General features: G+C 62.3%; 22 protein-coding genes. 9 read left to right on the top strand and 13 right to left on the bottom strand.

The features are described 5' to 3' along the window. Position 1: 1 nt before the first annotated feature. The 3 genes from NOV72_RS01425 to NOV72_RS01415 all read right to left on the bottom strand — a co-directional run bounded on the left by NOV72_RS01425 (position 2) and on the right by NOV72_RS01415 (position 5,736). Positions 2 to 2,707 carry a type VI secretion system Vgr family protein gene (locus tag NOV72_RS01425; RefSeq protein WP_106852791.1) on the bottom strand — a complete coding sequence of 902 codons (2,706 nt, stop codon included), beginning with the start codon at positions 2,705 to 2,707 and terminating at the stop codon, positions 2 to 4. A gap of 97 nt (positions 2,708 to 2,804) precedes the next feature. Next, entirely contained in the window at positions 2,805 to 4,724 is a 1,920-nt protein-coding gene (gene tssF, locus NOV72_RS01420) for a type VI secretion system baseplate subunit TssF (protein WP_106852790.1), read from the bottom strand. A 568-nt stretch (positions 4,725 to 5,292) separates the two neighbouring features. Continuing rightward, positions 5,293 to 5,736: a DUF3293 domain-containing protein gene (locus NOV72_RS01415; RefSeq protein WP_245932850.1), complete on the bottom strand. Its 444-nt coding sequence runs from the start codon at positions 5,734 to 5,736 to the stop codon at positions 5,293 to 5,295. Between the two features lie 111 nt (positions 5,737 to 5,847). Between NOV72_RS01415 and NOV72_RS01410 the strand changes: the two genes are divergently transcribed. Next, on the top strand, positions 5,848 to 6,042 hold the full coding sequence (locus NOV72_RS01410) for a DUF1059 domain-containing protein (RefSeq protein ID WP_106852788.1): 195 nt from the start codon (positions 5,848 to 5,850) through the stop codon (positions 6,040 to 6,042). A 15-nt stretch (positions 6,043 to 6,057) separates the two neighbouring features. Here the strand turns inward: NOV72_RS01410 and NOV72_RS01405 are convergent, their stop codons facing one another. The 5 genes from NOV72_RS01405 to NOV72_RS01385 all read right to left on the bottom strand — a co-directional run bounded on the left by NOV72_RS01405 (position 6,058) and on the right by NOV72_RS01385 (position 9,984). Continuing rightward, a complete protein-coding gene (locus NOV72_RS01405) occupies positions 6,058 to 6,888 on the bottom strand; it encodes a GNAT family N-acetyltransferase (RefSeq protein WP_245932849.1) in 831 nt (276 codons plus the stop codon). A gap of 203 nt (positions 6,889 to 7,091) precedes the next feature. Then, entirely contained in the window at positions 7,092 to 7,331 is a 240-nt protein-coding gene (locus NOV72_RS01400) for a DUF3622 domain-containing protein (RefSeq protein ID WP_106852786.1), read from the bottom strand. Positions 7,332 to 7,629: 298 nt separating this feature from the next. After that, positions 7,630 to 8,136, bottom strand: a complete 507-nt coding sequence (locus NOV72_RS01395) for a cupin domain-containing protein (RefSeq protein ID WP_106852785.1) — start codon at positions 8,134 to 8,136, stop codon at positions 7,630 to 7,632. Between the two features lie 19 nt (positions 8,137 to 8,155). Then, entirely contained in the window at positions 8,156 to 8,950 is a 795-nt protein-coding gene (locus tag NOV72_RS01390) for an alpha/beta fold hydrolase (protein ID WP_106853220.1), read from the bottom strand. Then, entirely contained in the window at positions 8,950 to 9,984 is a 1,035-nt protein-coding gene (locus NOV72_RS01385; protein ID WP_245932848.1) for a M14 family zinc carboxypeptidase, read from the bottom strand. The genes NOV72_RS01390 and NOV72_RS01385 overlap by 1 nt, the downstream gene beginning before the upstream one ends. Before the next feature lie 237 nt (positions 9,985 to 10,221). Between NOV72_RS01385 and NOV72_RS01380 the strand changes: the two genes are divergently transcribed. Next, positions 10,222 to 10,473, top strand: a complete 252-nt coding sequence (locus NOV72_RS01380; RefSeq protein ID WP_106852783.1) for a DUF4148 domain-containing protein — start codon at positions 10,222 to 10,224, stop codon at positions 10,471 to 10,473. 11 nt (positions 10,474 to 10,484) lie between these two features. Here the strand turns inward: NOV72_RS01380 and NOV72_RS01375 are convergent, their stop codons facing one another. Then, complete coding sequence (locus NOV72_RS01375) at positions 10,485 to 11,666, bottom strand: acyl-CoA dehydrogenase family protein (protein ID WP_106852782.1); 1,182 nt, start codon at positions 11,664 to 11,666, stop codon at positions 10,485 to 10,487. A gap of 71 nt (positions 11,667 to 11,737) precedes the next feature. Then, positions 11,738 to 12,118, bottom strand: a complete 381-nt coding sequence (locus NOV72_RS01370; protein WP_106852781.1) for a nucleotide pyrophosphohydrolase — start codon at positions 12,116 to 12,118, stop codon at positions 11,738 to 11,740. Between the two features lie 278 nt (positions 12,119 to 12,396). Between NOV72_RS01370 and NOV72_RS01365 the strand changes: the two genes are divergently transcribed. Further along, positions 12,397 to 13,602 (top strand): NAD(P)/FAD-dependent oxidoreductase, encoded by a 1,206-nt coding sequence (locus NOV72_RS01365; RefSeq protein WP_106852780.1) that lies wholly within the window; start codon positions 12,397 to 12,399, stop codon positions 13,600 to 13,602. A 7-nt stretch (positions 13,603 to 13,609) separates the two neighbouring features. On the opposite strand, the gene NOV72_RS01360 is transcribed toward NOV72_RS01365, so the two are convergent. Continuing rightward, positions 13,610 to 14,593, bottom strand: coding sequence for a 2-dehydropantoate 2-reductase (locus tag NOV72_RS01360; RefSeq protein WP_106853219.1), 984 nt, complete (start codon positions 14,591 to 14,593; stop codon positions 13,610 to 13,612). Between the two features lie 70 nt (positions 14,594 to 14,663). After that, positions 14,664 to 14,852, bottom strand: a complete 189-nt coding sequence (locus tag NOV72_RS01355) for a DUF2970 domain-containing protein (protein WP_106852779.1) — start codon at positions 14,850 to 14,852, stop codon at positions 14,664 to 14,666. A 329-nt stretch (positions 14,853 to 15,181) separates the two neighbouring features. On the opposite strand from NOV72_RS01355, the gene NOV72_RS01350 reads away from it, so the two are divergent. The 6 genes from NOV72_RS01350 (at position 15,182) to NOV72_RS01325 (ending at position 18,681) form a co-directional block, all read left to right on the top strand. Further along, positions 15,182 to 15,616, top strand: coding sequence for an Hsp20/alpha crystallin family protein (locus NOV72_RS01350; RefSeq protein ID WP_106852778.1), 435 nt, complete (start codon positions 15,182 to 15,184; stop codon positions 15,614 to 15,616). Positions 15,617 to 15,629: 13 nt separating this feature from the next. Continuing rightward, a complete protein-coding gene (locus NOV72_RS01345; protein ID WP_106852777.1) occupies positions 15,630 to 16,034 on the top strand; it encodes an Hsp20/alpha crystallin family protein in 405 nt (134 codons plus the stop codon). Between the two features lie 148 nt (positions 16,035 to 16,182). Next, on the top strand, positions 16,183 to 16,962 hold the full coding sequence (locus NOV72_RS01340; protein WP_106852776.1) for an ABC transporter substrate-binding protein: 780 nt from the start codon (positions 16,183 to 16,185) through the stop codon (positions 16,960 to 16,962). Positions 16,963 to 17,243: 281 nt separating this feature from the next. Beyond that, positions 17,244 to 17,834: an H-NS histone family protein gene (locus NOV72_RS01335; RefSeq protein WP_106852775.1), complete on the top strand. Its 591-nt coding sequence runs from the start codon at positions 17,244 to 17,246 to the stop codon at positions 17,832 to 17,834. A 131-nt stretch (positions 17,835 to 17,965) separates the two neighbouring features. Continuing rightward, positions 17,966 to 18,241, top strand: coding sequence for a hypothetical protein (locus NOV72_RS01330; protein ID WP_146149934.1), 276 nt, complete (start codon positions 17,966 to 17,968; stop codon positions 18,239 to 18,241). Positions 18,242 to 18,420: 179 nt separating this feature from the next. Further along, the gene (locus NOV72_RS01325; RefSeq protein WP_106852773.1) at positions 18,421 to 18,681 is read left to right on the top strand and encodes a hypothetical protein; all 261 of its coding nucleotides are present in this window, start codon (positions 18,421 to 18,423) and stop codon (positions 18,679 to 18,681) included. A 47-nt stretch (positions 18,682 to 18,728) separates the two neighbouring features. Here the strand turns inward: NOV72_RS01325 and NOV72_RS01320 are convergent, their stop codons facing one another. Then, entirely contained in the window at positions 18,729 to 20,144 is a 1,416-nt protein-coding gene (locus NOV72_RS01320) for an aminotransferase-like domain-containing protein (RefSeq protein ID WP_106853218.1), read from the bottom strand. Between the last annotated feature and the right edge of the window lie 86 nt (positions 20,145 to 20,230).

Genomic DNA, 20,230 nt, shown 5'->3' with positions numbered 1-20,230 from the left:
CTTATTGTTGTTGTACGCCTGAAATCGAAGTACGACCTGAAGCAGCGGCGAATTCGTCCCAATGCAATTCGAACTTCACGTTTTCTGCCTGTTCGGTATTGACCAATGGCGTGCGCCCGGCGGCGTCCGTGCGGAAGACGTGCCCGCCTGACGGCGCTTGCACCCGATAGTCCACGCCCGGCAACGGTTGTCCGGTGGGCGAGAGCACGCGGAACATCTCGTCGTTCGCCTGCACGTCCGGTAGCCCTTGCGGACTCACACCGATCGGCTTGGGCGGCAAATTCTTGGCTTGGGCGTTGACCTCGTACACGCCACCGCCCACGGTGATCTTTCCGCTTTTCAAACTGATATAGCTGTCGCCGCCATGAATCATGACCTCTTCGCTCGCTTTGATCGTGATGCGATTAGCGGTCTGCGTAATCTCGAGCTTCGCAAGCAGATTGATGCTTTTCTTGAGCGCCTGTACGTCGATATCCTCGGCGTATGACACCATGCGGATGCCGAGTTTGTAGGCGAAGAAGCGAATTGCCTTACGCGCGGAGGCGAGCAAGTTGCCACCCGTGTTCGCCGCAAAATGTCCGCCAGTAGTGATGGCGGTATGTTCCCCGCTGTGAAGATTGACGTTTCGAGCGGCGGTTTGCGCAATGTCAGCCGCCGAAGCAAGCAGCAGATGCGGCTTGGTCGGGCCTGAAACGGCAGCGGCATCTTGGGAAGCCGCTCCTTGTCCTTGCAATTCGGCAACTTGGGCTTTTAAGGGATGCGAAAGGTCAAGTCGATCCTGCGGGTCCTGCGCGTGAGCCTGTACCGCAGCATGAGCGAGCACGTCTTGCTGCTCGTTGGCCTGCGTCAATCGCTGGACCGTCTCGCCCATGTCCATCGCAGGCGAGCCGGCACCACTGCGCGTCTCGGCCGTGACGAGCATGCCGCGATTCGCCCGCAGCACGCCCCACGCGTCCGTGGCCAACTCCCATCCCAGCCCGCGCGCCTGCTGACGCCCGTCGCTGTACACGATGCGCGTGTTGTACCCCAGCACCAGCCGCGAATTGGCCTGATCGCTCGCCACCTGCACCTGCTGCTTGCCGGGCGTATCGTCTGTGACCACGTAGTTGTGGCCTTGACCTTCCAATGCATGACTCACCAGACCCGTCAGAGCCATGTTCTTCGGCAACTCGAACGGCGGCGGGTTAAACTGATTCACCTTGCTTGATAAGACGAACGGCTTGTCTGGATCGCCTTCGTGATAGCCGATGGTGACCTCATCGCCGATGCGCGGCACCGACATCAAGCTATGCGGGCCGCCATGCCATGGCAAGGACACGCGCACCCAGCAACTCGAGTTCTGATCTTTCTTACCTATCCGGTCCCATTTGAAAAAAATCTTTACGCGTCCGTACGCGTCGAGCCATATAGGTTCGTTCTCCGGCCCCGTCACCACCGCCGTTTCCGGATGTGCGCGCGGCTTCTCCTTCGGCTTTAACTTGAAGAACGCATTGCTTGGCTGTACCACGAAGTCGGTCTTGCAGTGGTAGTGCGCATCGGCACCCGGCGATACTGCCAATTCGTCCGCATTACGCACGTCGATCGACGTCGACACCACCAGATACTGTTCGTTGACCTCTTTCTGCGGGTGGCCCTCCAATTGGAACGTACGGCCTGTCATCAGCCCGCGCGCATTGGCCGAGCCGTAGGCACGCAGGCCCTCACAACGCAACGCCTCGACACGCACCCACGCGAGATAGTTACCTTCATTGCGCAGATCGTTCGGCTGACCCGACAGGCCCATCGCGCCCGCGAGCGGCTGCGTGTAGTCGCCCCAGTGATACTGCTCGATGTTGTCGCGCGAGGACTTGCTGTATTTGTACTGGGTCACATCGAACGTGCCGTTCGATTGCGTGTAATCGTAGTCGTTGAGTGTCACCTCGCCCGGCGTGATTTGGCGCGAGACGCTCAGACTGTGAATATGCTCTTCATCAATACGCTCTGCTTCGGGCGCGTGATAGAGTATCGTGTCGTAAGCGTTGCCATGTTTCTTGTGCGAGCCGGGTGAATCGCACAGCACCAAGGTCATGCCATCGAAGTGATAATAAATACCCCATTCGCTCCAGAGCTGACTTAAAAAATCATAATCGCTCTGCCAGAACTGCCGAACATAGTCGCGTTTCGGAAAAACGTTGTTGTTCAGCATGGTTCTGGCCAAGCGCATGTCCCAAGGGAACTTGTAGTTTCCGCCCTTGAGCACGGTCTCCGTGATGTCCAAGACACTCATATCTTGGAATAATCGGTTATCGCTATTTTGAGATGCAAGCCAGAGCCACGGCCTCACTGTGAACTGATAATAAACACGTCGCTCATCGCTACCGGTCTGCTCGACTTCGGTGATGATGCCTTCGATGGTGCGCACGCCCGCACCGATGTTGCCCGCGCCCTGATTGCCGGGCAAACCTGGTATGAAAGTCCCTTTTCCTTCAAACTCCACGGAAATTATGATCGTCTTACCGATCAACTCATCCGGCTTGATCAGTTCGCGCGCCTTATAGATGCGGAACGTGGGGCTGTCCAGCGACGCAAATTCGACTTCGTACTTAAAGAGCTCGCCAAGCGCCTCAACGCCCCTGACGCGCTGAGGCAGCAAAATATCGGTACCGCCCCAGGTGGGCAGTGCCGCGCACGCCACCTTCAGCGTGCGGCTCTGTAACGGATTGAACATCGGAATGTTTCTCCCTGATTCTTGTGTTTAAGGTCACGGCTTGCGCCGCGCGGGGAATGGCTTTATTCGGTGATTGGCCGCTGGCGTTTGCCTCGTTTCAGGCGATGCCGCGCGTGCCGGGACGTGGCGCCCACTCGGCAATGCAGCCGCGCTGCTTGACCTGCAGTCGGGTCTTGGTGAACGAGTGCGAGGAAGCATGTCGTGCGAGATAGTGTTCGAGCACGAGACCCAGCGCGTAAGGACTGATGCCGTCGAAACCGTCTTCATCCACCGTGACCGTGCATCCGAGCGCGCGCACCATCGGCGGCACGTTCTGCCAGACAACGCAATGGATCGGCTCGACTGTGGTCGCGACGAGACTCTCGACCTGTCGTGTGAGCGCAGGCATGTCGTCCGCCAGATAAAGCCGCAGCAAGCGGCGCAAGCCCTCACCGGGATTCGGTTCGTCGTGAGTGTCGTCGAAGCTCGCAAGTCCGATGCCGAGTTGCGCGAACAGTCGCCACGCCTGAGGGCCCGAGGCGAGCGGCGGCCTCGAACGGCTCGGTGCGCGTACCAGTCCAACGCTCGAGAGCGGCGCCGATCCCGGCATCGTCAGATCCTGCACGCCGTCACAGCGCATGAGTCCGGGGAGATCGCGATTGGTCAGCCACGCATCGACGGACAAATAGTTGATCCGATCGCCCTCTGGGTGGTTCTCCAGCAGGTAAGGCTGCCCGTCACGGCCGACCAGCGAAAGGAGTGAGTCGGTGCTCACATACGGCGCGCGCGTGCCATACGAACGTCCGTTGGCTTTGGACAGGGACTGCTCCCGACGTACCGTGAAATAGCGCTCGTGGTCCTCTTCGTCGTGCAGCAAGGGCCGATGCAGCGGATGGAACAGCAACTCCTCCGAGTCCACCTTGTTCTGGACCTGACCGATCGCCATGTCCACCGAATGCATTTCGTAGTCGAGCGGCTTCTTCTCGAACGGCACCAGACGCACGAGCCGACCACCCTCTTCGACCTTTACCGGCACGGTTCGCACTTTGAAGAGGTTCACCACCGGCACGCAGAATAGGGCGAACTGCTCGACATCCACGCGCTCGGCCAACTCGTTCGTAGGCCGATCCAGCAGCACAACGATCTCGGTTTCGCATCCGTCGATACGCGCGAGACCGGCTTTGAGTCCGGTCAGCGTGAAGAAGTAAAACCGGCTCGGGCAGGCGAAATACTCCTGCATCAGGTTGTGACCCAGAAACTTAGGCCCAGCGAGCGGCAAGACCGCGTCATCTGGACCGAGTCCGTCCTGAACGACGGCCTCGGATGCCACCACGTGCGGCCTGTAGCCCGCCTCGCCAAAGCGCCCCGGTTCGCCGATAACCGACGCCAGCGCACTCGTATGAATCAGCTCGTGCAGGTGGGAGGCGACGCGTTCCCCGCCCGAGAGATAAATCTGCAACCGATCCAGTCCCTGCAACGAGGAAAACGGCACACCCTCCATCGTACGCAGACGCAGGCGTAGCGCGCCCCGCACGCGACGCTCAGTCGACACGTAACGGTCCAGCCCCTGAATATCGGGAGGGACGTGAGTCAGCCGGGCACGCTCCAGCATGACGGGGTATAAGGACACATCCTGCGTCGTTCGGAAGGTGCAGAGGGTTTGCTCGCCGTCGGGCAAGCTCAACGAGGCCAGTTCCGTGCCACGCCTGACGATATAGCCGGTACTGAAGCCCTTCGCCTTGCCACCGGGATAGAAGCGCGCAATGGAGATCGAAGGCGTGGGCGACAGATAGCTCGGATAGATACACGCCAGCATCGCGCGGGTTACCTGCGAAAACGCGTCTTCGAAGCGCATCTGCATGCGCGCGTTCACGAACGCGGCCGATTCGAGCAGACGATTGACGTAGGGATCGCCAATGGTTCCCGCGACCATGCCGAGGCGCGCCGCGATCTTGGGATGATCGCGAGCGAACTCTTCAGCCAGTTCCTGCATGAAGCGCAGTTCGCCAAGGTAGGCGTCGAGCAAGCGCGGGTCCATGCGACTCATGTCAGGCAAGGCGAGCAAAATAGCATGCGCTGGCAGACGCAACGGCGTCGAGTACCCGTGGTGAATGCATAGAGTTTCGACGCTTCTTATGCATTCCTAATCCATAAAATAATATGAGGATTCGAACTTATCACTCCGCCCCCAATGCAGACATGCGATTCTTCCTAGAAATTAAATTCGTCCGTCCGCGGATTGTTTGCGGTTTTACCGTGCTCATGGTTTGCGACGAAAGAGCCGCGGAAGTGACGTTGACGTGACCGCATGCTCGGGGAGCTGAATGCCGCCCTCATGTCCTCCGACATCGCTCACAGCGTTATGGTCGCCTTCGACATAGACGACGGCCCAGCGTAAGGGATAGGAGCAGCGCGCCAAGCATGCAGATGCGTCCGAGACGAGTCATAACCGGATGCTTCACGCGAACTTGGTGAAGGGCCGCGCCCGAAGATCGTGGATCACATCCCCGCCAGATAGTGCGCCATCACGCGCTCGGCACTCAGCGCGTGATCGTAGACCGCCACCTCTCCGACCAGACCGTTCATCGCACCCACGGTCCAGAGTTTCAGCGATAGTCCGGATGCAGCAGCAATTGCGGCAAGCCCGCGCGATCGACGTACACCACGGCGTTCTGCGCGAATTCGGTCATCAACGCATCGGCGGTGCCGTGCGTCGCGCCGAGCACGAAGAGGCTCGACTCGGCGACCCAGACGTTCATCGGATCGATACCCTCGCCCCGCAGCGCATGCAAGCCCAATTGCCCGACGCGCTCGATCAGCCCGTTTTGACGCGCCGCGTTCTCTTCGCGCGCGAGCACTCGACCGAACGGATTGAACGCTGTGACGAAGACCGCGCTCGCGACATCATGTTTCGCGAGCAACGAAGCCGCTTCGGCATTCACGACGCCGATTGTCATGTCGATAATCGGCTGCGCATCGATCCGATAGATCGCCGCGCGATACGCAGCGAGCGTCGTTTCGGCCAGACGATGAAGATGATCGTGACTCAAGTGCGGGCTCGCGAATGGCGCAGACATCACACGTTACCGGAGCGTGTGCGCACGTGCAAACATCGGCGCGCCGCCTATACTTTGATGAGCGTCTCATGCGAGGAGGATGTCATGACACGCAAGTACATCGATTGCCGCGAATGCCCGAGCGATGTGAAGTGCAGCATCGTTCTTTCCGCCGACAGCGACGACGAGCTGATGGAAGCGGCCGTGCAGCATGCCGTCGCCGTGCATCGGCATACCGATTCGCCCGAGCTGCGCTCGCAGTTGAAGACGCTTTTCCACGAAGGCACGCCGCCTGCCTGATCGCAGGCTTCGGGCTCAACCGAGCTCGAAAGTCGTCACGCCGAACACGTTCGCAAGCGGCACGTCCGGGGCCGCTCGCGTGTACATGCGCGCCGTTTCGAAGACGCTCTTCATGTCGTGCTCGACGGCGAGCGCGACGGCCGCCGGATTGCTTTCGGGCGCGTCGAGAAACACGGTTTCGCCCGGCAGCACCGACACGAGCGCGCGATACAGCGCGCGCGCAATCGTGAGATCGTCGGCGAAAAGCGGACCGATCTTGTGTCCCGTGCCGCAGCGCCGGATCACGGCGAGGCCGCGCACCGCGTCGCCATCGAGCGCGGCGAGTGCGCGCACGTGCTCCTGCGGTTGCGACAACCACGCACGCAGGAACGCGGCGCGCTCGCAAGCGAACATGCGCGTGTCGTAGTTCAGCAGACGGTTGAAGGGAACGGTGGTCGCATCGGCGATCGTCACGCCATCGACGGGATCTTCATCCGCCGCCGCGACGCCCTCGTAACGCACGTTCCGATACGCGAGCACGAATCCCGATTTCCGATAGTTCGGCTGCTGCGCGAGCACGCCGTCGAGCCCGATATTGCGCGCGCCGAGATAGCGCATGCCCTCGTTCCACAAGCGCATGCCGAAACCCTTGCCGCGCCACTCCGGACGCACGAGATAAAGGCCGATGAAACCGAATGCGTCGCCATATGCAATTGCGGAGATGCAGCCGATGGGCGCGCCGTCCCACGTGCCGATGAAAAAGCCGTGCGGGTCGGCGGCGAAGAAAGCGCGGGCGTCATCGAGCCCCGGATTCCATCCTTCGGTCGCGGCCCAGTTGAGCGCGACATCGACATCGCGCAATGTCATGCGGCGTATCGCGAAGCGGGAATCGTCGGGTGCCGCGCCGGATGGACAGGGAACGGACGACATAAGGGCACGCCTCGTCGAAATGCGGGGGGCGTTCAGTGTCGCGCGTTTCTGGTGCAAGGGAAAGATGCAGCGAGGAATCGGGACTACAAGGGGACGAATGGACCGCGGAAGAATCTCGAGGCGAACGTGAGTCGCCCCGATCAGGTGTACCCTTGACGCCGCTCGCTGCCGCTGAAACTCTGGCGCGAGCGCCACTCTTCCGAGCGCAGGGCTTGCTCGCCGTCCTCGCGCGCTTCTTCCTCGGAGTCGAAGCCTTCATCGCTATACGCGACGACCTTCATTCCGCCTCCCGCCGCTCGCTCGACGGTGATGCCCCAATGCCATCCGCCTTCCTGATGGAAGATATGCAGAGTCGGCTTAGACGATTTGGTCAGTTCCATATGTGCGGCTCCTTCAGGAAGTCCGTAACGCTTACCGGCGCTGCCCGATGAAACGCTCTGTGTTTCCCGGCGTTTGTTTATTCGTGTCGATGATTCAGGTTGCGTGAAGCGCAAAGTCGCGCCATCCGCCAGGAACAGCATACGCAATGCGATGCTGCGTTGCAACACGAGGTTTCCCTAGGCGTCGTCCAGGCGGTACACGCATTACAAGAATTAACAAGAAATAGCCGCCGGGCAGCGATTGTTACGTGCAGTAAGCGTCGATACGCCCGCGAGTCGGTATCTTCGAGCGTGCTCTCTATTCGCCGTCCCAGTAGCCGAGCGAATCGCTCACGCGAAAGACGGCGCGCAAGCCTTTCACACCGGGTTCATCGGCGACGAGCACGGCTTGACGGCCCGTATCCGGATACTCGACCACTTCGGGCGACTGCATCGTGCTGATCGCAAGGTAGCGCAGCGGCCCTGTGCCCGTATTGACGATCTGATGCGCCGTTTCGGAATCGCCCGGCGGACAGGCGATGACATCGCCCGCGCGAATCGCATGCGTCTCGTTGCCGAGCCGCACCTCGCCCGCGCCTTCGATGACGAAGAACATTTCCTCGTTCACGCGATGATGATGAAACGGAAACGCGCGCGTGCCCGCTTCCAGCACGATGAGGCTATAGCCGAGTTTCTTCGCGCCGAGCATGCCGCCGATACGCGCGATACGCGGCGCAAAGCGTTCGGCGGCGGCGCCCGTCGGGGCGAATTCGGGCGGCAGCGGTTGGGGATCGAGCGTATCGAGATTGACGATGGGCGGTTTCATATCGGCTTGAGTAGCGAAGTCATGCGCTGGCCGCGCGAATGTCATACGTGCGTTCATACTCGCCGAGCCATGCGGCGATGGCCTCGCACGTCCAGTCGGCGTCGTCGTGCGGAAGATCGTGGCCGGCCCACGGATGCACTTTGTGCGATGCGCGCCATTGCTTCGCGATGCGCGCCGAGCATATCGGATCGACAAGCCGATCCGCCGCCGACGATAGCAGTAACGCTGGACAGCGCGGCGCATCGCGTGCCGCGCGAAAGCGTGCAGCGGCCGCGAGTTGACGCAGTGCATTCGCCGCGCTCGCGCCATGTGTGCGCCGAAGCGCAGACCAGCGCACGATGTCCGCATCGCGCGTGTCGTGGCGATTGCACGTGAGATCGAGGATCGTCGCTTCGCATCGCTCGGGCTGCGTCCATGTCATCGCAATGCGCAAAAGCATGGGCCATGCAGCGGGCCGCAGGCGTTCGGTCAGACGCGCGAACGGACGCATGCTCGTGTTGATCAGCACGAGCCGCTCGACTTCGCCCGCGTGACGTTCCGCCCAAGCGGTCGCGACCATGGCGCCGAGCGACATCGCGAGCACGCGGCACGGCAGGCGCACCTTCAGCGCGGCGCAGCGTTCGCGCACGAATTCCATCATCGTGATGACGGACTGCGGCGCAGCACGCGAATGTTCGACGCCATTGCCCGGCAGATCGATACACACCACACGCTCGCCCGCGCCGACGAGCCCATGCGCAGCGAGCGCCGCATCGAACGCGCCCCAGTGACGCGCTTCGCGTGTGAGACCGCGAAGGAGCACCCAATCGCTCATCATGCGCCCGTGCGCTGCCAGTGTTCGCGCGCGCGTCGCAGCACGTCGTCGCGGAAGTCGCCGCTCGGCAGCCAGCGGCGCGACGAGAATGCGGCGCGCGTGAGGAAATCGAAGAAGTTGGGATGACGCCGCAGCACGCGCCGCGTGCGATGCGCCTTGATCGGATTGAAGATGCCGAGGCGCGAGAACACCTGCGCCGGATTCTTGCGGATCCAGCGCCACGAGCCGAGTTCGAGCGTCATCGGCAGAAAGATGTTGGGCGCGCGCGAGCGGTCGTATGCGAAGTCCCACAGGTCGCCGTGCAACAGGTATTGATGGCTTTGCGGCTCGAATGCGTAACCATGATGCGGATACGATTCCTCGAACATCGTCTTCAACAGAAACATTTCTGGCAAATGCGCCATCTGGCGCTCGGTGCCCGCATACGGAAACCAGATGCTGTCGTCCCAGCCGAATCCCGAATGACAATCGAGCGCGAAGCTGAGCGGCCGCGACATCAACTGCTCTTCGACCACCGCGAGCAGCGCCGCGCTCTCCACTTCCATGCGGCCGTCCACCGGCCCGCGATACCACGGCAGCCACGGCCCGATGCGCTGGCCGCCCGCGAGAAACGGCACGCGTCCCTCGGCGCTTTGCGGCGCGTTGCGCATCAGGTCGACGCCGTTCGGATTCGCACGGGTGCGCGCGAACATGCCGCCGGGATTGACGATCGGCATGAAGATAAGACGGATCGCGCGCAATTGATGATGCAGCGTGTCGTCCCAGTCGAGGCGCCGCAGCAGCGCGCGCATGTATTCGAGCACGAGCTGCGTGCCGATGCATTCGAGCCCGTGCACGCCGCCGAAGAAGCCGATTGCGGGCGCTTGCGGATCTTCCGTGCCGATCGATGCGGTCAAAATGGGAAACGATTCATGACGCGCGCGCACTTCGCCGATGGTGCGCCACGCGAAGCGCGCGCCGCCAGCGACGCGTATCGCCTTCAGTTCGTCCATCTCCGGAAAACTGCTGGTGACGGCGACGCTCGAGGTACTCATGACTGCGGCCTTTTTGTCGAGTTTTCGTTGGCTCAGGCTTTGTTTCGGTGCTGCGCCGGAATTTCCCCGCTTGAAAAAATGAGTATAGGGCGATTCATCAGTACACGACATATTCAATATCACACACCGGGCACGCAAAACGCTCTACGTATGAGGCGCCCCCAAAACGCGTTCTGTACCTTTGCGTTCTGTCACCTAGAATGAAATCGCCGTGTTATGCGGTGTGAGGGTTTCGTCATGTCATCCATTCCCCGTCTTATCATTGGCGCGCTGGCATTGTGCTGCGCCGCCTCCGCGCTCGCGCAACCGCAGGCGCAAACCAGCGATCCGAACGCGCCGAAAACCCGCGCGCAGGTCCGGCAGGAATTCCTGCTCTGGCGCTCGGTCGGCTACGATCCGAATGACTGGCTGAACTATCCCGACAACGCGATTCGCGCGAGCCGCATCATCGCGCAACGCCAGGCGCGCGGTCAGACCACCGTGCAGTGAACCGGCATTCGTCAGGCAGATTCGGCGTGCGGCTTCGGCCCGCGCAAAATCCGCCGCGCGATGCTGAAGCGATGCACTTCCGACGGACCGTCGTAGATCCGGAAGGCGCGCATGTCCGCGAAAATCCGCGCGACGACGGTCTCGTGCGTGACGCCCTGTCCGCCGAGCACCTGCACCGAGCGATCGACGACGCGCCATAGCGCCTCCGACGACACGACCTTCGCGATGCTCGACTCGTGCTTGCCGAGCACGCCCTGATCGAGCACCCAGGCGCAATGCCAGATGGCGAGGCGCGTCACGTGCAGATCCATTTCGTTGTCGGCGAGCATGAAGCCGACGCCCTCGTGCTCGCCCAACGCGCGGCCGAACGCCTGACGTTCGCGCGCATAGGTCGTCGCGACATCGTGCGCGCGGCGCGCGGCGCCGAGCCAGCGCATGCAGTGCGTGAGACGCGCGGGCGAGAGCCGGACTTGCGCGTAACGAAACCCTTCGCCCGGCTCGCCCAGCACGTTCTCCTTCGGCACGCGCAAACCCTCGAAGCGCACGACGGCGTGGCCGCCGGGAAAGCACGTGTCGAGCGAATCCATCGCCCGTTCGATGACGATGCCCGGGCTCGACATGTCGGCGAGAAACATGGTCGCGGGGCCGTCGGCGAATTTCGCCATGATGATCGCGAACGCCGCGCCTTCCGCGCCCGTGATGAACCACTTGCGGCCATCGATCACGTAGTCGTCGCCGTCCCGCGTCGCGATGGTCTGCAGCATCGCAGGATCGGCGCCCGCGCCCGGCGGCGGTTCGGTCATGCAGAAACACGAGCGGATGTCGCCCGCCGCGAGGGGACGCAGCCAGCGCTCCTTCTGCTGCGGCGTGGCGACGGCTTCGAGCAGATGCATGTTCCCTTCGTCGGGCGCGGCGATGTTCAGCGCCACGGGACCGAGCGGCGAATAACCGGCCTCTTCGAACAGAATGGCCTTCGCGACGTGATTCAGACCGAGCCCGCCGAATTCGGGCGATACGTGACTCGACAACAGCCCCGCCTTGCGCCCCTTCGCGACCAGTTCGGCGCGCAGCGACTCGTTCGGACCATGCGGCGTGCAACGCGGATCGCGCTCGAAGGGCATGATTTCTTCAGCGATGAAAGCGCGCACGCGCGCCTGCAAATCGATAAGTTCGGGCGAGAGCGAAAAGTCCATCGGCAATCCTTTAACGGAACGGGCTGGAGCGAAGCTTAACCGCGCGAGGGCGTCTCGCGCCACCGTGCATGTCACTCGTCGTACTCGGTGTATTTGCGCGCGTCGCCCTTCACTTTGTGCGCCGGATACTTCGACCGGTTCAGCGCCATTTTTTCGATCAACGCGCAATGCAGATCGACGTCGAGCGAGTCGGCGAGCATCACGAGATACGCGAACACGTCCGCCATCTCGTGACGGATCGCGCGCAGCTTCGCTTCGTCGAGTTCGGTCTTCTCGCCGGTAGCGAGCCACGTGAACGGTTCGAGCAACTCGCTCGCCTCGACGGACAGCGCCGCCGCGAGATTCTTCGGCGAGTGGAAGCGGCTCCAGTCCCGCTCGCGCACGAACTCGCGCAGCATGTCGCGCATCTGGACGAGTTCGCTTCCGCCTTCCCGCTGGTTTTGCTGCTCCATGACCTTCCTCTGATGTCTGAATCCTTCGCGTAGCTTAACGCGGCGATCGAGCTTCTTCACGCCGATGCTTTCAACTACGCCTCGGTGAGTCCCAGATCAGCGTCACAGTGTCTGGAATTCGCCAACATCAAGCTCGAACACGTGAGTTCGAGACAATTCCGCACACGGCGGACAATTTTCTTGCACCGATTAACTACGACTCATATAATCGCAGTTAATCGATGACGAAGACAACCGTCCGTCGAACGACCCCAATATCGAATCCAAGGAGCATCGAAATGTCCAAGCGCATTCTGGTAATCGGAGCCGGCTTCGCCGGCATGTGGAGCGCCCTGTCCGCCGCGCGTCTCATCGATCAGCACGGCCGCACGGATATCGAAGTCGTACTGGTCGCGCCGGAGCCGCATCTGCATGTGCGTCCGCGTCTGTATGAAGAAAACGCCGCGGGCATGAAGGCGCCGCTCCTGGATATCTTCGCGTCCACGGGCGTGAGGTTCGTTCAGGGTACGGTGGAGCGCATTCACGTCGAGCGTCAGGAAGTCGACTTGCTCGGCGCGGACGGCACGCCGTCGTCGTTGAACTACGACCGTCTCGTTCTGGCGACCGGCAGCCGCCTATTCCGCCCGCAGATTCAGGGGCTCGCGCAGCACGCGTTCAGCGTCGATCAGGTCGATGAAGCCGCCGCGCTCGAAGCGCATATCAAGGCGCTCGCGACGCAGCCCGATACGCCCGCGCGCAACACGGTGGTCGTCGCCGGCGGCGGATTCACGGGCATCGAAACGGCGGCGGAAATGCCGGCGCGCTTGCGCGCGGCGCTCGGCACGAATGCGGAGGTGCGGGTCGTCATCGTCGAGCGCAACGCGGAGATCGGCCCGGACCTCGGAGCGGGTCCGCGTCCGGTCATCGTCGAGGCGCTCGAATCGCTGGGCGTGGAGTGGCGGCTCGGGGCGGCGGTGACATCGGTCGATGCGAACGGTCTCTCCACGTCCGATGGCGAGCGCATCGAGGCAAGCACGGTGATCTGGACCGCCGGCGTGCGCGCGAGCGCGCTGACCGCGCAGATTCCCGCCGAACGCGACGCGCTCGGTCGCCTGCATGTGGATCGCAATCTGCGCGTGCGCGGTGTCGACACGGTCTACGCAACGGGCGACGTCGCCTACGCCGCCACCGACGACGAAGGCAATCACGCGATGATGTCCTGCCAGCACGCGATGAACCTCGGCCGCTCGGCGGGTCACAACGTTGCAGCGGATTTGCTCGGCGACGCGCCGATTCCGTACAGCCAGCCGAAATACGTGACGTGTCTCGATCTGGGTCCGTGGGGCGCGGTCTATACGGAAGGCTGGGAGCGCGAGGTGAAGATGTCGGGCGCAGAGGCGAAGCAACTGAAGACGCGCATCAACACCGAGTGGATTTATCCGCCGAGCGCGGAGCGGGCCGAAGCGTTCGCGGCTGCGGACCCGCTGCGTATCGTCGTGGCGTAAAGCGGGCTCACGCCGCCGGATAGAGCCCGCGCGTGCGCGCATGCAGGCGCGCGAGTCCCAGCAGGGCATCGGTGAACGGCGTCGGCACGCCGGTCATCATGCCCAGTTCGCGCACCGACGCGACGAGCGCATCGAGCTCGACCGCCTTGCCCGCTTCCACGTCCTGCAACATCGACGTTTTCATCGCGCCGAGCTTGAGCGTGACGGCGTGACGGTCCTTCGGTTCCTGCTCGATGGGAATGCCGAAGCGCGCGCCGATCTCCTTCGCTTCGAGCATCACGCTGGTCACGAAGCCGCGCACGAGGTCGTCGCTCAAAATGCGGTCGGTGGTCGCGCCGGTGATCGCGCTGATGGGGTTCATCGTCATGTTGCCCCACAGCTTGAACCAGACGTCGCGTTGAATCTGCGGGGAGAGCGTGGCGTCGAAGCCGGACTTCGAGAAGAGCGACACGAGCGATTCGGTGCGTGCAGTCGGCGCGCCCGACGCTTCGCCGAGAATCAGACCTTTGCCCTGCCGATGCCGGATGACGCCCGGCGCTTCGACGAAGCAGCTTGCATGCACGACGCAGCCGACGGTCTGCGCGCCCGGAATCGCGGCGGCGATCGCGCCGTGCGGATCGACCGAAGACAAACGCTTGCCCGCGAAAGGCGCGCCGAGTCCGTCGCAGAACCACCAGGGCACGCCGTTCATCGCGGTGAGCACGGTGGTGTCGCGTGTAAGCAGCGGCGCGATCTGCGCGGCGACGGCTTCCATCGCGGGCGCCTTCACCGCCACGACGACGAGATCCTGCGCGCCGAGCTCCACGGGTTCGGCGCTCGCCGCGACTTTCACGGTATGCGCTGCATCGGTTTCGACGAGCCGCAGCCCTTCCTTCTTCAATGCGTCGAGCGTCGCGCCGCGCGCGACCACGCCGACATCGCAGCCCGCCTGCGCGAGCTTCACGCCGATCCACCCGCCGATGGCGCCCGCGCCATATACGCATACTTTCATGGTCCGATCCTCGCTCGTGGCAATCATCCGATCGCCATTGTAAGAGCGGGACGTCGTGCGCGCCGCGCGTTCAGTGCGCGATACCCGTGGCGAGCTTCGCGACCGTCAGCAGCGTCAAACCGAAAGCGCCCGCGAGCATCACGGCGACGACCGGCAACAGCGGCAGCTTCACCTGCGCGAAATCGGCGTTGTGCGACGCGCGCTTGCGCACGCCGAAGAAGCTCCAAAACACGATACGCATCATCTTCAAGAGTTCCATGATCGGCTCCTTCGCCTGTATTCGAATCGATCTCTCACACAGGGATGTTGCACGCGGCGCGATATGAAAAACAGCAGCAGTTGCGATGTATTCGGCGGTAGCAGAATGGCGCGCGACTCGCACGCAAGCGCGCATTCGAACCGATATAAGCGCGCTCCGACGCCTTTCAAGAGCCGCCGCGCGAAAATAAATCGTGCTTGAAACATAGCGCTCCGGTATTGAAACGATAGCCTTCGCACCTACTTTCGATGCACAGGCAGCGAGAACCCGCGCTGTCGTTTCAACTTCCTGCTGCCGGCCTCGATGGCCGCACTATCGGAGACTGGACCATGAGTGACTTTTATTTTGGCGGCGACGTTTTCTCGGAGCTGGATCGCGTGCAACGGCATGTGTCCTCGCTCTTCGGCAATCTTCCTTCGAGCATTCGATCGAGCCGTGCGGATGCTTTCCCTCGTCTGAATATCGGCAGCACGGATGACGCGATTCATATCGTCGCGTTCGCGCCGGGCGTCGAGCCCGCTTCGCTCGATGTCACCGTCGACAAGGGCACGCTCACCATCAGCGGCGAACGCAAGGCGCAGGCAAACGTGGAAGGCGCGCGCACTTATGCGAAAGAGCGCTTCTCCGGCAGCTTCCGCCGCGTGATCGAATTGCCGCAGAACGCGGACGCGGACAAGGTCGAAGCGCGCTATGAGAACGGCACGCTGTCCATCACCATCGGCAAGCGCGAAGCGTCGAAGCCGCGCGCAATCACCATTCAGTAAGAGGGAAAACATCATGACCGAGAATACGCAAGTCGCCCCGCAACATGCGAACGAAGTGGCGCGCAAGAACGAAGACGCAGTGCGCCGCGCGACGGTGACGCCCGCGGTCGATATCGTCGAAGATAGCCACGGCATCACGCTGTGGGCGGATCTGCCCGGCGTGTCGCGCGAGAAACTCGACGTGAAGGTTCACGATGCCCGTCTCAGCATCGAAGCCGAAGCGGAACTGCCCGTGCAAGGCGCGGTGCGTGTGCATCATGCCGAATTGCGCGCGCCGCGTTTCGCTCGCGCTTTCACGGTGAGCGATGATTTCGACACCGCTAAGATCGACGCCAATCTCAACAACGGCGTGCTCAGGCTCACGATTCCGCGTCGCGAAGAAGCGCGTCCGCGCCGCGTCGAAGTGCGCGCGGGCTAAGCGACGCAAACAAAACCATAGCTTCCGATTCGAACGGCCGCGATCTTTTCGCGGCCGTTTTTCTTTTTGTGCTCCACGCACGCCTCTATAATCGTCAGCGGCGGTACACGCCGCCTACACTCGAAAACTCATAAAAGAAGGGACTATCGTGAAGAGGCTGTTGACGGTGTTGTTGGGTTCGATGCTGGCCGTATCGATCGGAGCGCATGCAAAAGAATGGTCGACGATCCGCTTCGGTGTCGATGCAAGTTATCCGCCTTTCGAATCGAAAGCACCCGACGGCACGCTGGTCGGCTTCGACATCGATGTCGGCAATGAACTCTGCCGGCGTCTCAACGCGAAGTGCGTGTGGGTCGAGAATGCATTCGACGGCATGATTCCGGGCCTCAAATCGCGCAAGTTCGACGGCGTGCTCTCCACGATGTCGATGACGCCCGCGCGCGTCAAGCAGATCGCGTTCTCGAGCAAGCTGTTCCATGTGCCCACGCGCCTCGTCGCGAAACGCGATTCGAGCGTCCAGCCGACGGCGGATTCGCTCGCGGGCAAGACGGTCGGCGTCGAGCAAGGCTCGATGCAGGAAACCTACGCAAAGGTGCATTGGGGCGCGAAGGGCGTGAAGGTCGTGTCCTATGCGGATCAGGATCAGGTTTATCAGGACTTGCTCGCCGGCCGTCTCGACGCATCGCTGCAAAATGCCGTGCAGGCGGAACGCGGCTTTCTCGATACACCGCGCGGCAAGCCCTATGGCTTCGCGGGCGGTGCGCTGGACGACAGCGCGATCTTCGGGCCGGGCACGGCTATCGGCTTGCGCAAGGAAGACACCGACCTGAAGGACAAGCTCGACGGCGCCATCGCCGCGATGATCAAGGACGGCACCTACAAGCGCATCGAGCAGAAGTACTTCGACTTCGATATCTACGGCGAGTAACGACGATGACGCAGCCCGCGAACGTCGAGCCAATGTGCATCGTGCCGCCGCGCGCTTCGTCGAAAGCCTCGACGATCTGCTGCGGCATCGGCGAAAGTGTTTCATCGGCACGCTGGACCCGTGCGCATCGATCGAATTCGCGTGCGGCTGAACGTGAAAGCCGTGTATGTTCAGGGGCCTGCGGACGCACGTCACACCGCATCGACGATTCAATCGAGAAGTGCGTCGATGAAACGAGAATGGGCACCGAATGACGCCCCACGACCAAAGAGGAGACAAACATGGCGACACTCAAGCAAATCCAGACGAAGCTGAAGAAACTTCAGGCGCAGGCCGAGCAATTGATCGCGAAGCGCGCGCAAGCCGTGCTCGACGATATCCGCGCGATGATGGAACGGCACGGCCTTACAACCGAAGATATCGACCGCCACGGGAAAAAAGGCAAACGCACCGCGAAGCCGAAAGTCGCCTTGCCCGCGCCGGCGGGTCGTCATCAGGCGATGACGAAGCTCGCGAAGAAAGGCAAGCTGCCCGCGAAGTATCGCAATCCGAAGACGGGTGAAACGTGGAGCGGCTGGGCGCGCCCGCCCGCGTGGATCGCCAATGTGAAGGATCGCAGCAAGTTTCTGATCGATGCGGAAGGCGCGGAGAAAGCGGCCAAACCGAAGGCGGCCGCAAAGAAGGCGGCGGCAAAGAAAGTGGCCGCGAAGAAAACCAAAGCAGCGCAAGCGAGCGCGCCCGCTGCAAAGAAAACGGCTGCGGCGAAACGCGGCGCGCCACGCAAACGCGCTGCGAAAACCGCGGTTCAGCAGGAGAATACGAGCGCTCCGTCGGCGTCGGCCACTGCCGGCGACGCACCGGCATCGAGTTGACGTTTTTCCAGGAAGGCAAGGAAAGAATTGACATGCGTGCGCGGCCATCGTCGCGCGCGCTCGAAGCGCTCGTGCTTCGGCATGGACTTTGCGTTGCTTCAGATACCTATGCAAAGAGTCTCGAGGGCGCCATGCATCATTCGATCGAACCGCACGAACTGACGAAGATCGATATAGCGTGCTTTCACGTCGTACAAGTTTCCGACGGCACCTTCACCGTCGTGTTGTGGGAAGCACCCGAACGCGACGCGTACGATCCATTGGTGCTGCACTCGCATCCATCGACACTCACGATTCGTCTGTGCGATCCGCTCAATCCCGTGCGCCGCAAAGATGTCTGCGAACGCTTGCAGGCACATCTCGCGGCATCGCGAGCGCGGCGGACACGACGCGAAGCCATCGCGTAATCCCATTGTTTGAGATCGACGAAAACTCAATTGGCTTTTCGTGCGATTAAAAAGGCGTTCAGTCCTTCTACACTGCGTTCGCATGTCGGGGACGTTTCGTAACGAACGACGCGATTCTCCGATTGCGGTTGTCACTGCCCGATAACCGCATCTCTTCATACTTTCGTCGGAGCAATCTCGTGAACAAGCGACTCGCAGTGAGCTTTGTTATCGCATTGAGTTCTCTTTTCGCCGGTTCGGCATTCGCAAGCGGCTATGGCCCGGCGCCGCATTATCGTCCCGATGTCGGTGCGCCCGCCTCGCAGCATGGCGTGAGCGCGCAGACGTTCGCAGCGGAAGAAGCCGTGCAGCAACGCGGTGATTTCGGCGATACGGAACGCACGGCGCAAGTTCAGCGCGGACAGTTTTCGGCATCGGCTGCTTCGCAAGTGGCGCAATAACTTTGCGATCGACGCTGGCAGGATGATTCGTTTCTATCCTGTCAGCGTCAAAAAGCTTTGATCGTTCTTTCCAGAAAAGTCCACAGCGCATCGTCCGCGGAATAAGGGACGTTGAATCTGAAGCACGCGCTTTCCGCGTCGTCGGGGCGGAAATAAGAACCGGGCGCGAGCCATATGCCGTGCTGCAATGCGCGCGTGGCGACTGCGCTTCCTTCTGCGGGATGAATCGGCAACGCGCCCCACACGAACAGACCCGCACGCGGACGCCGGAACAGTTCGATGCCCAGCGCGTCCATGCGATCTTCCACCAGCGCATGCGCGTCCTTCAGCTTATCCACGACGAATTCCACGTGCCGCGCGTAGCGTCCTTCCGTCAGCACTTTTTCGACGATGCGTTCCGTCGCCTCCGATGACGTCAGCCCCACGGCCATCTTCGTGCGCGCCAGTTCGCGCAACACATCGCGCTCCGCGACGACATAACCGCAGCGCAGCGCGGGCGTGATCGTCTTCGCAAAGCCGCCGACGTAGAGCACGCGGCTCAGCCCTTCCATCGCCGCGAGCAAGGGCGCGCCGGGCGGCGCGAGTTCGCGGTTCACATCGTCCTCGACGACCCACAGGCCGTGACGCTCCGCGATCTGCATCAAACGGAACGCCGACGCCATGTTGAAGGTCGCGCCCGTCGGATTCTGCAACGTCGTATTGAGAAAGACCGCTTTCGGCCGATGCTCGATGACGATGCCCTCGAACACGTCCGTATCGATGCCCGCGACGGTGCGCGGCACGCCATGCACCCGAAGCCCGGCGAGCCGCAGAATCTGCAGCAGATTGCAGTACCCCGGATCTTCGACGACGACCGCATCGCCCGGACGCAACAGCGTGCGCACGATGAGATCGAGCGCCTGCGTCGCGCCCGCCGTCAACAGCACGTTCGACGCCGCATCGACCGGCAGGCCGCGACGGTCCAGTTGCTCCGCGATCCGCTCGCGCAGCGGCGCGAAGCCATACGGATGCCCGTAATCCGCGATGCGCGCCGCCGGTACACGGCTCACCGCGCGCAGCGCATGCTGCAGGCCGCTCTCGTTGACCCACTCGTTCGGCAGCCAGCCGCAGCCGGATTTGATCGGCACGGAATGATCGGCGAATACGTCGGACAGAAGCCAGGTCGCGGTGAGGCTCGGCGGCTGCCATTCGACAGCCTGCACGCGCTCGCTGCGCCCGCGCGCGGCCACGCGATAGCCCGAGCCGCGCCGCGCGGTGACGAGGCCCATCGACACGAGCCGGCCATAGGCTTCGGTCACCGTGAATGTGCTGAGACTTTCGGCCTCGGCGAGACGCCGCACCGACGGCAGCAGCGCGCCCGCGCGCAGCGTCTGCTCTTCGATCGCGGATGAAAACGCGCGCACCAGTTGTTCGACGAGCGTCGGCGCCTGCCGCGTGCCGCGCTCCAGCTTGAGTTCGATCATGGATTCGAGGATAGCGCGGTCATCGCGCATCGGCCAAGACAGTTCGCTGCATTTTGCCAGCACAGTTGGCAGCGCAGTGATCCAAC

The organism is Caballeronia novacaledonica (assembly GCF_900258035.1).
Taxonomy (GTDB): Bacteria; Pseudomonadota; Gammaproteobacteria; order Burkholderiales; family Burkholderiaceae; genus Caballeronia; species Caballeronia novacaledonica.
This window is presented reverse-complemented; position numbering and strand designations above follow the sequence as displayed.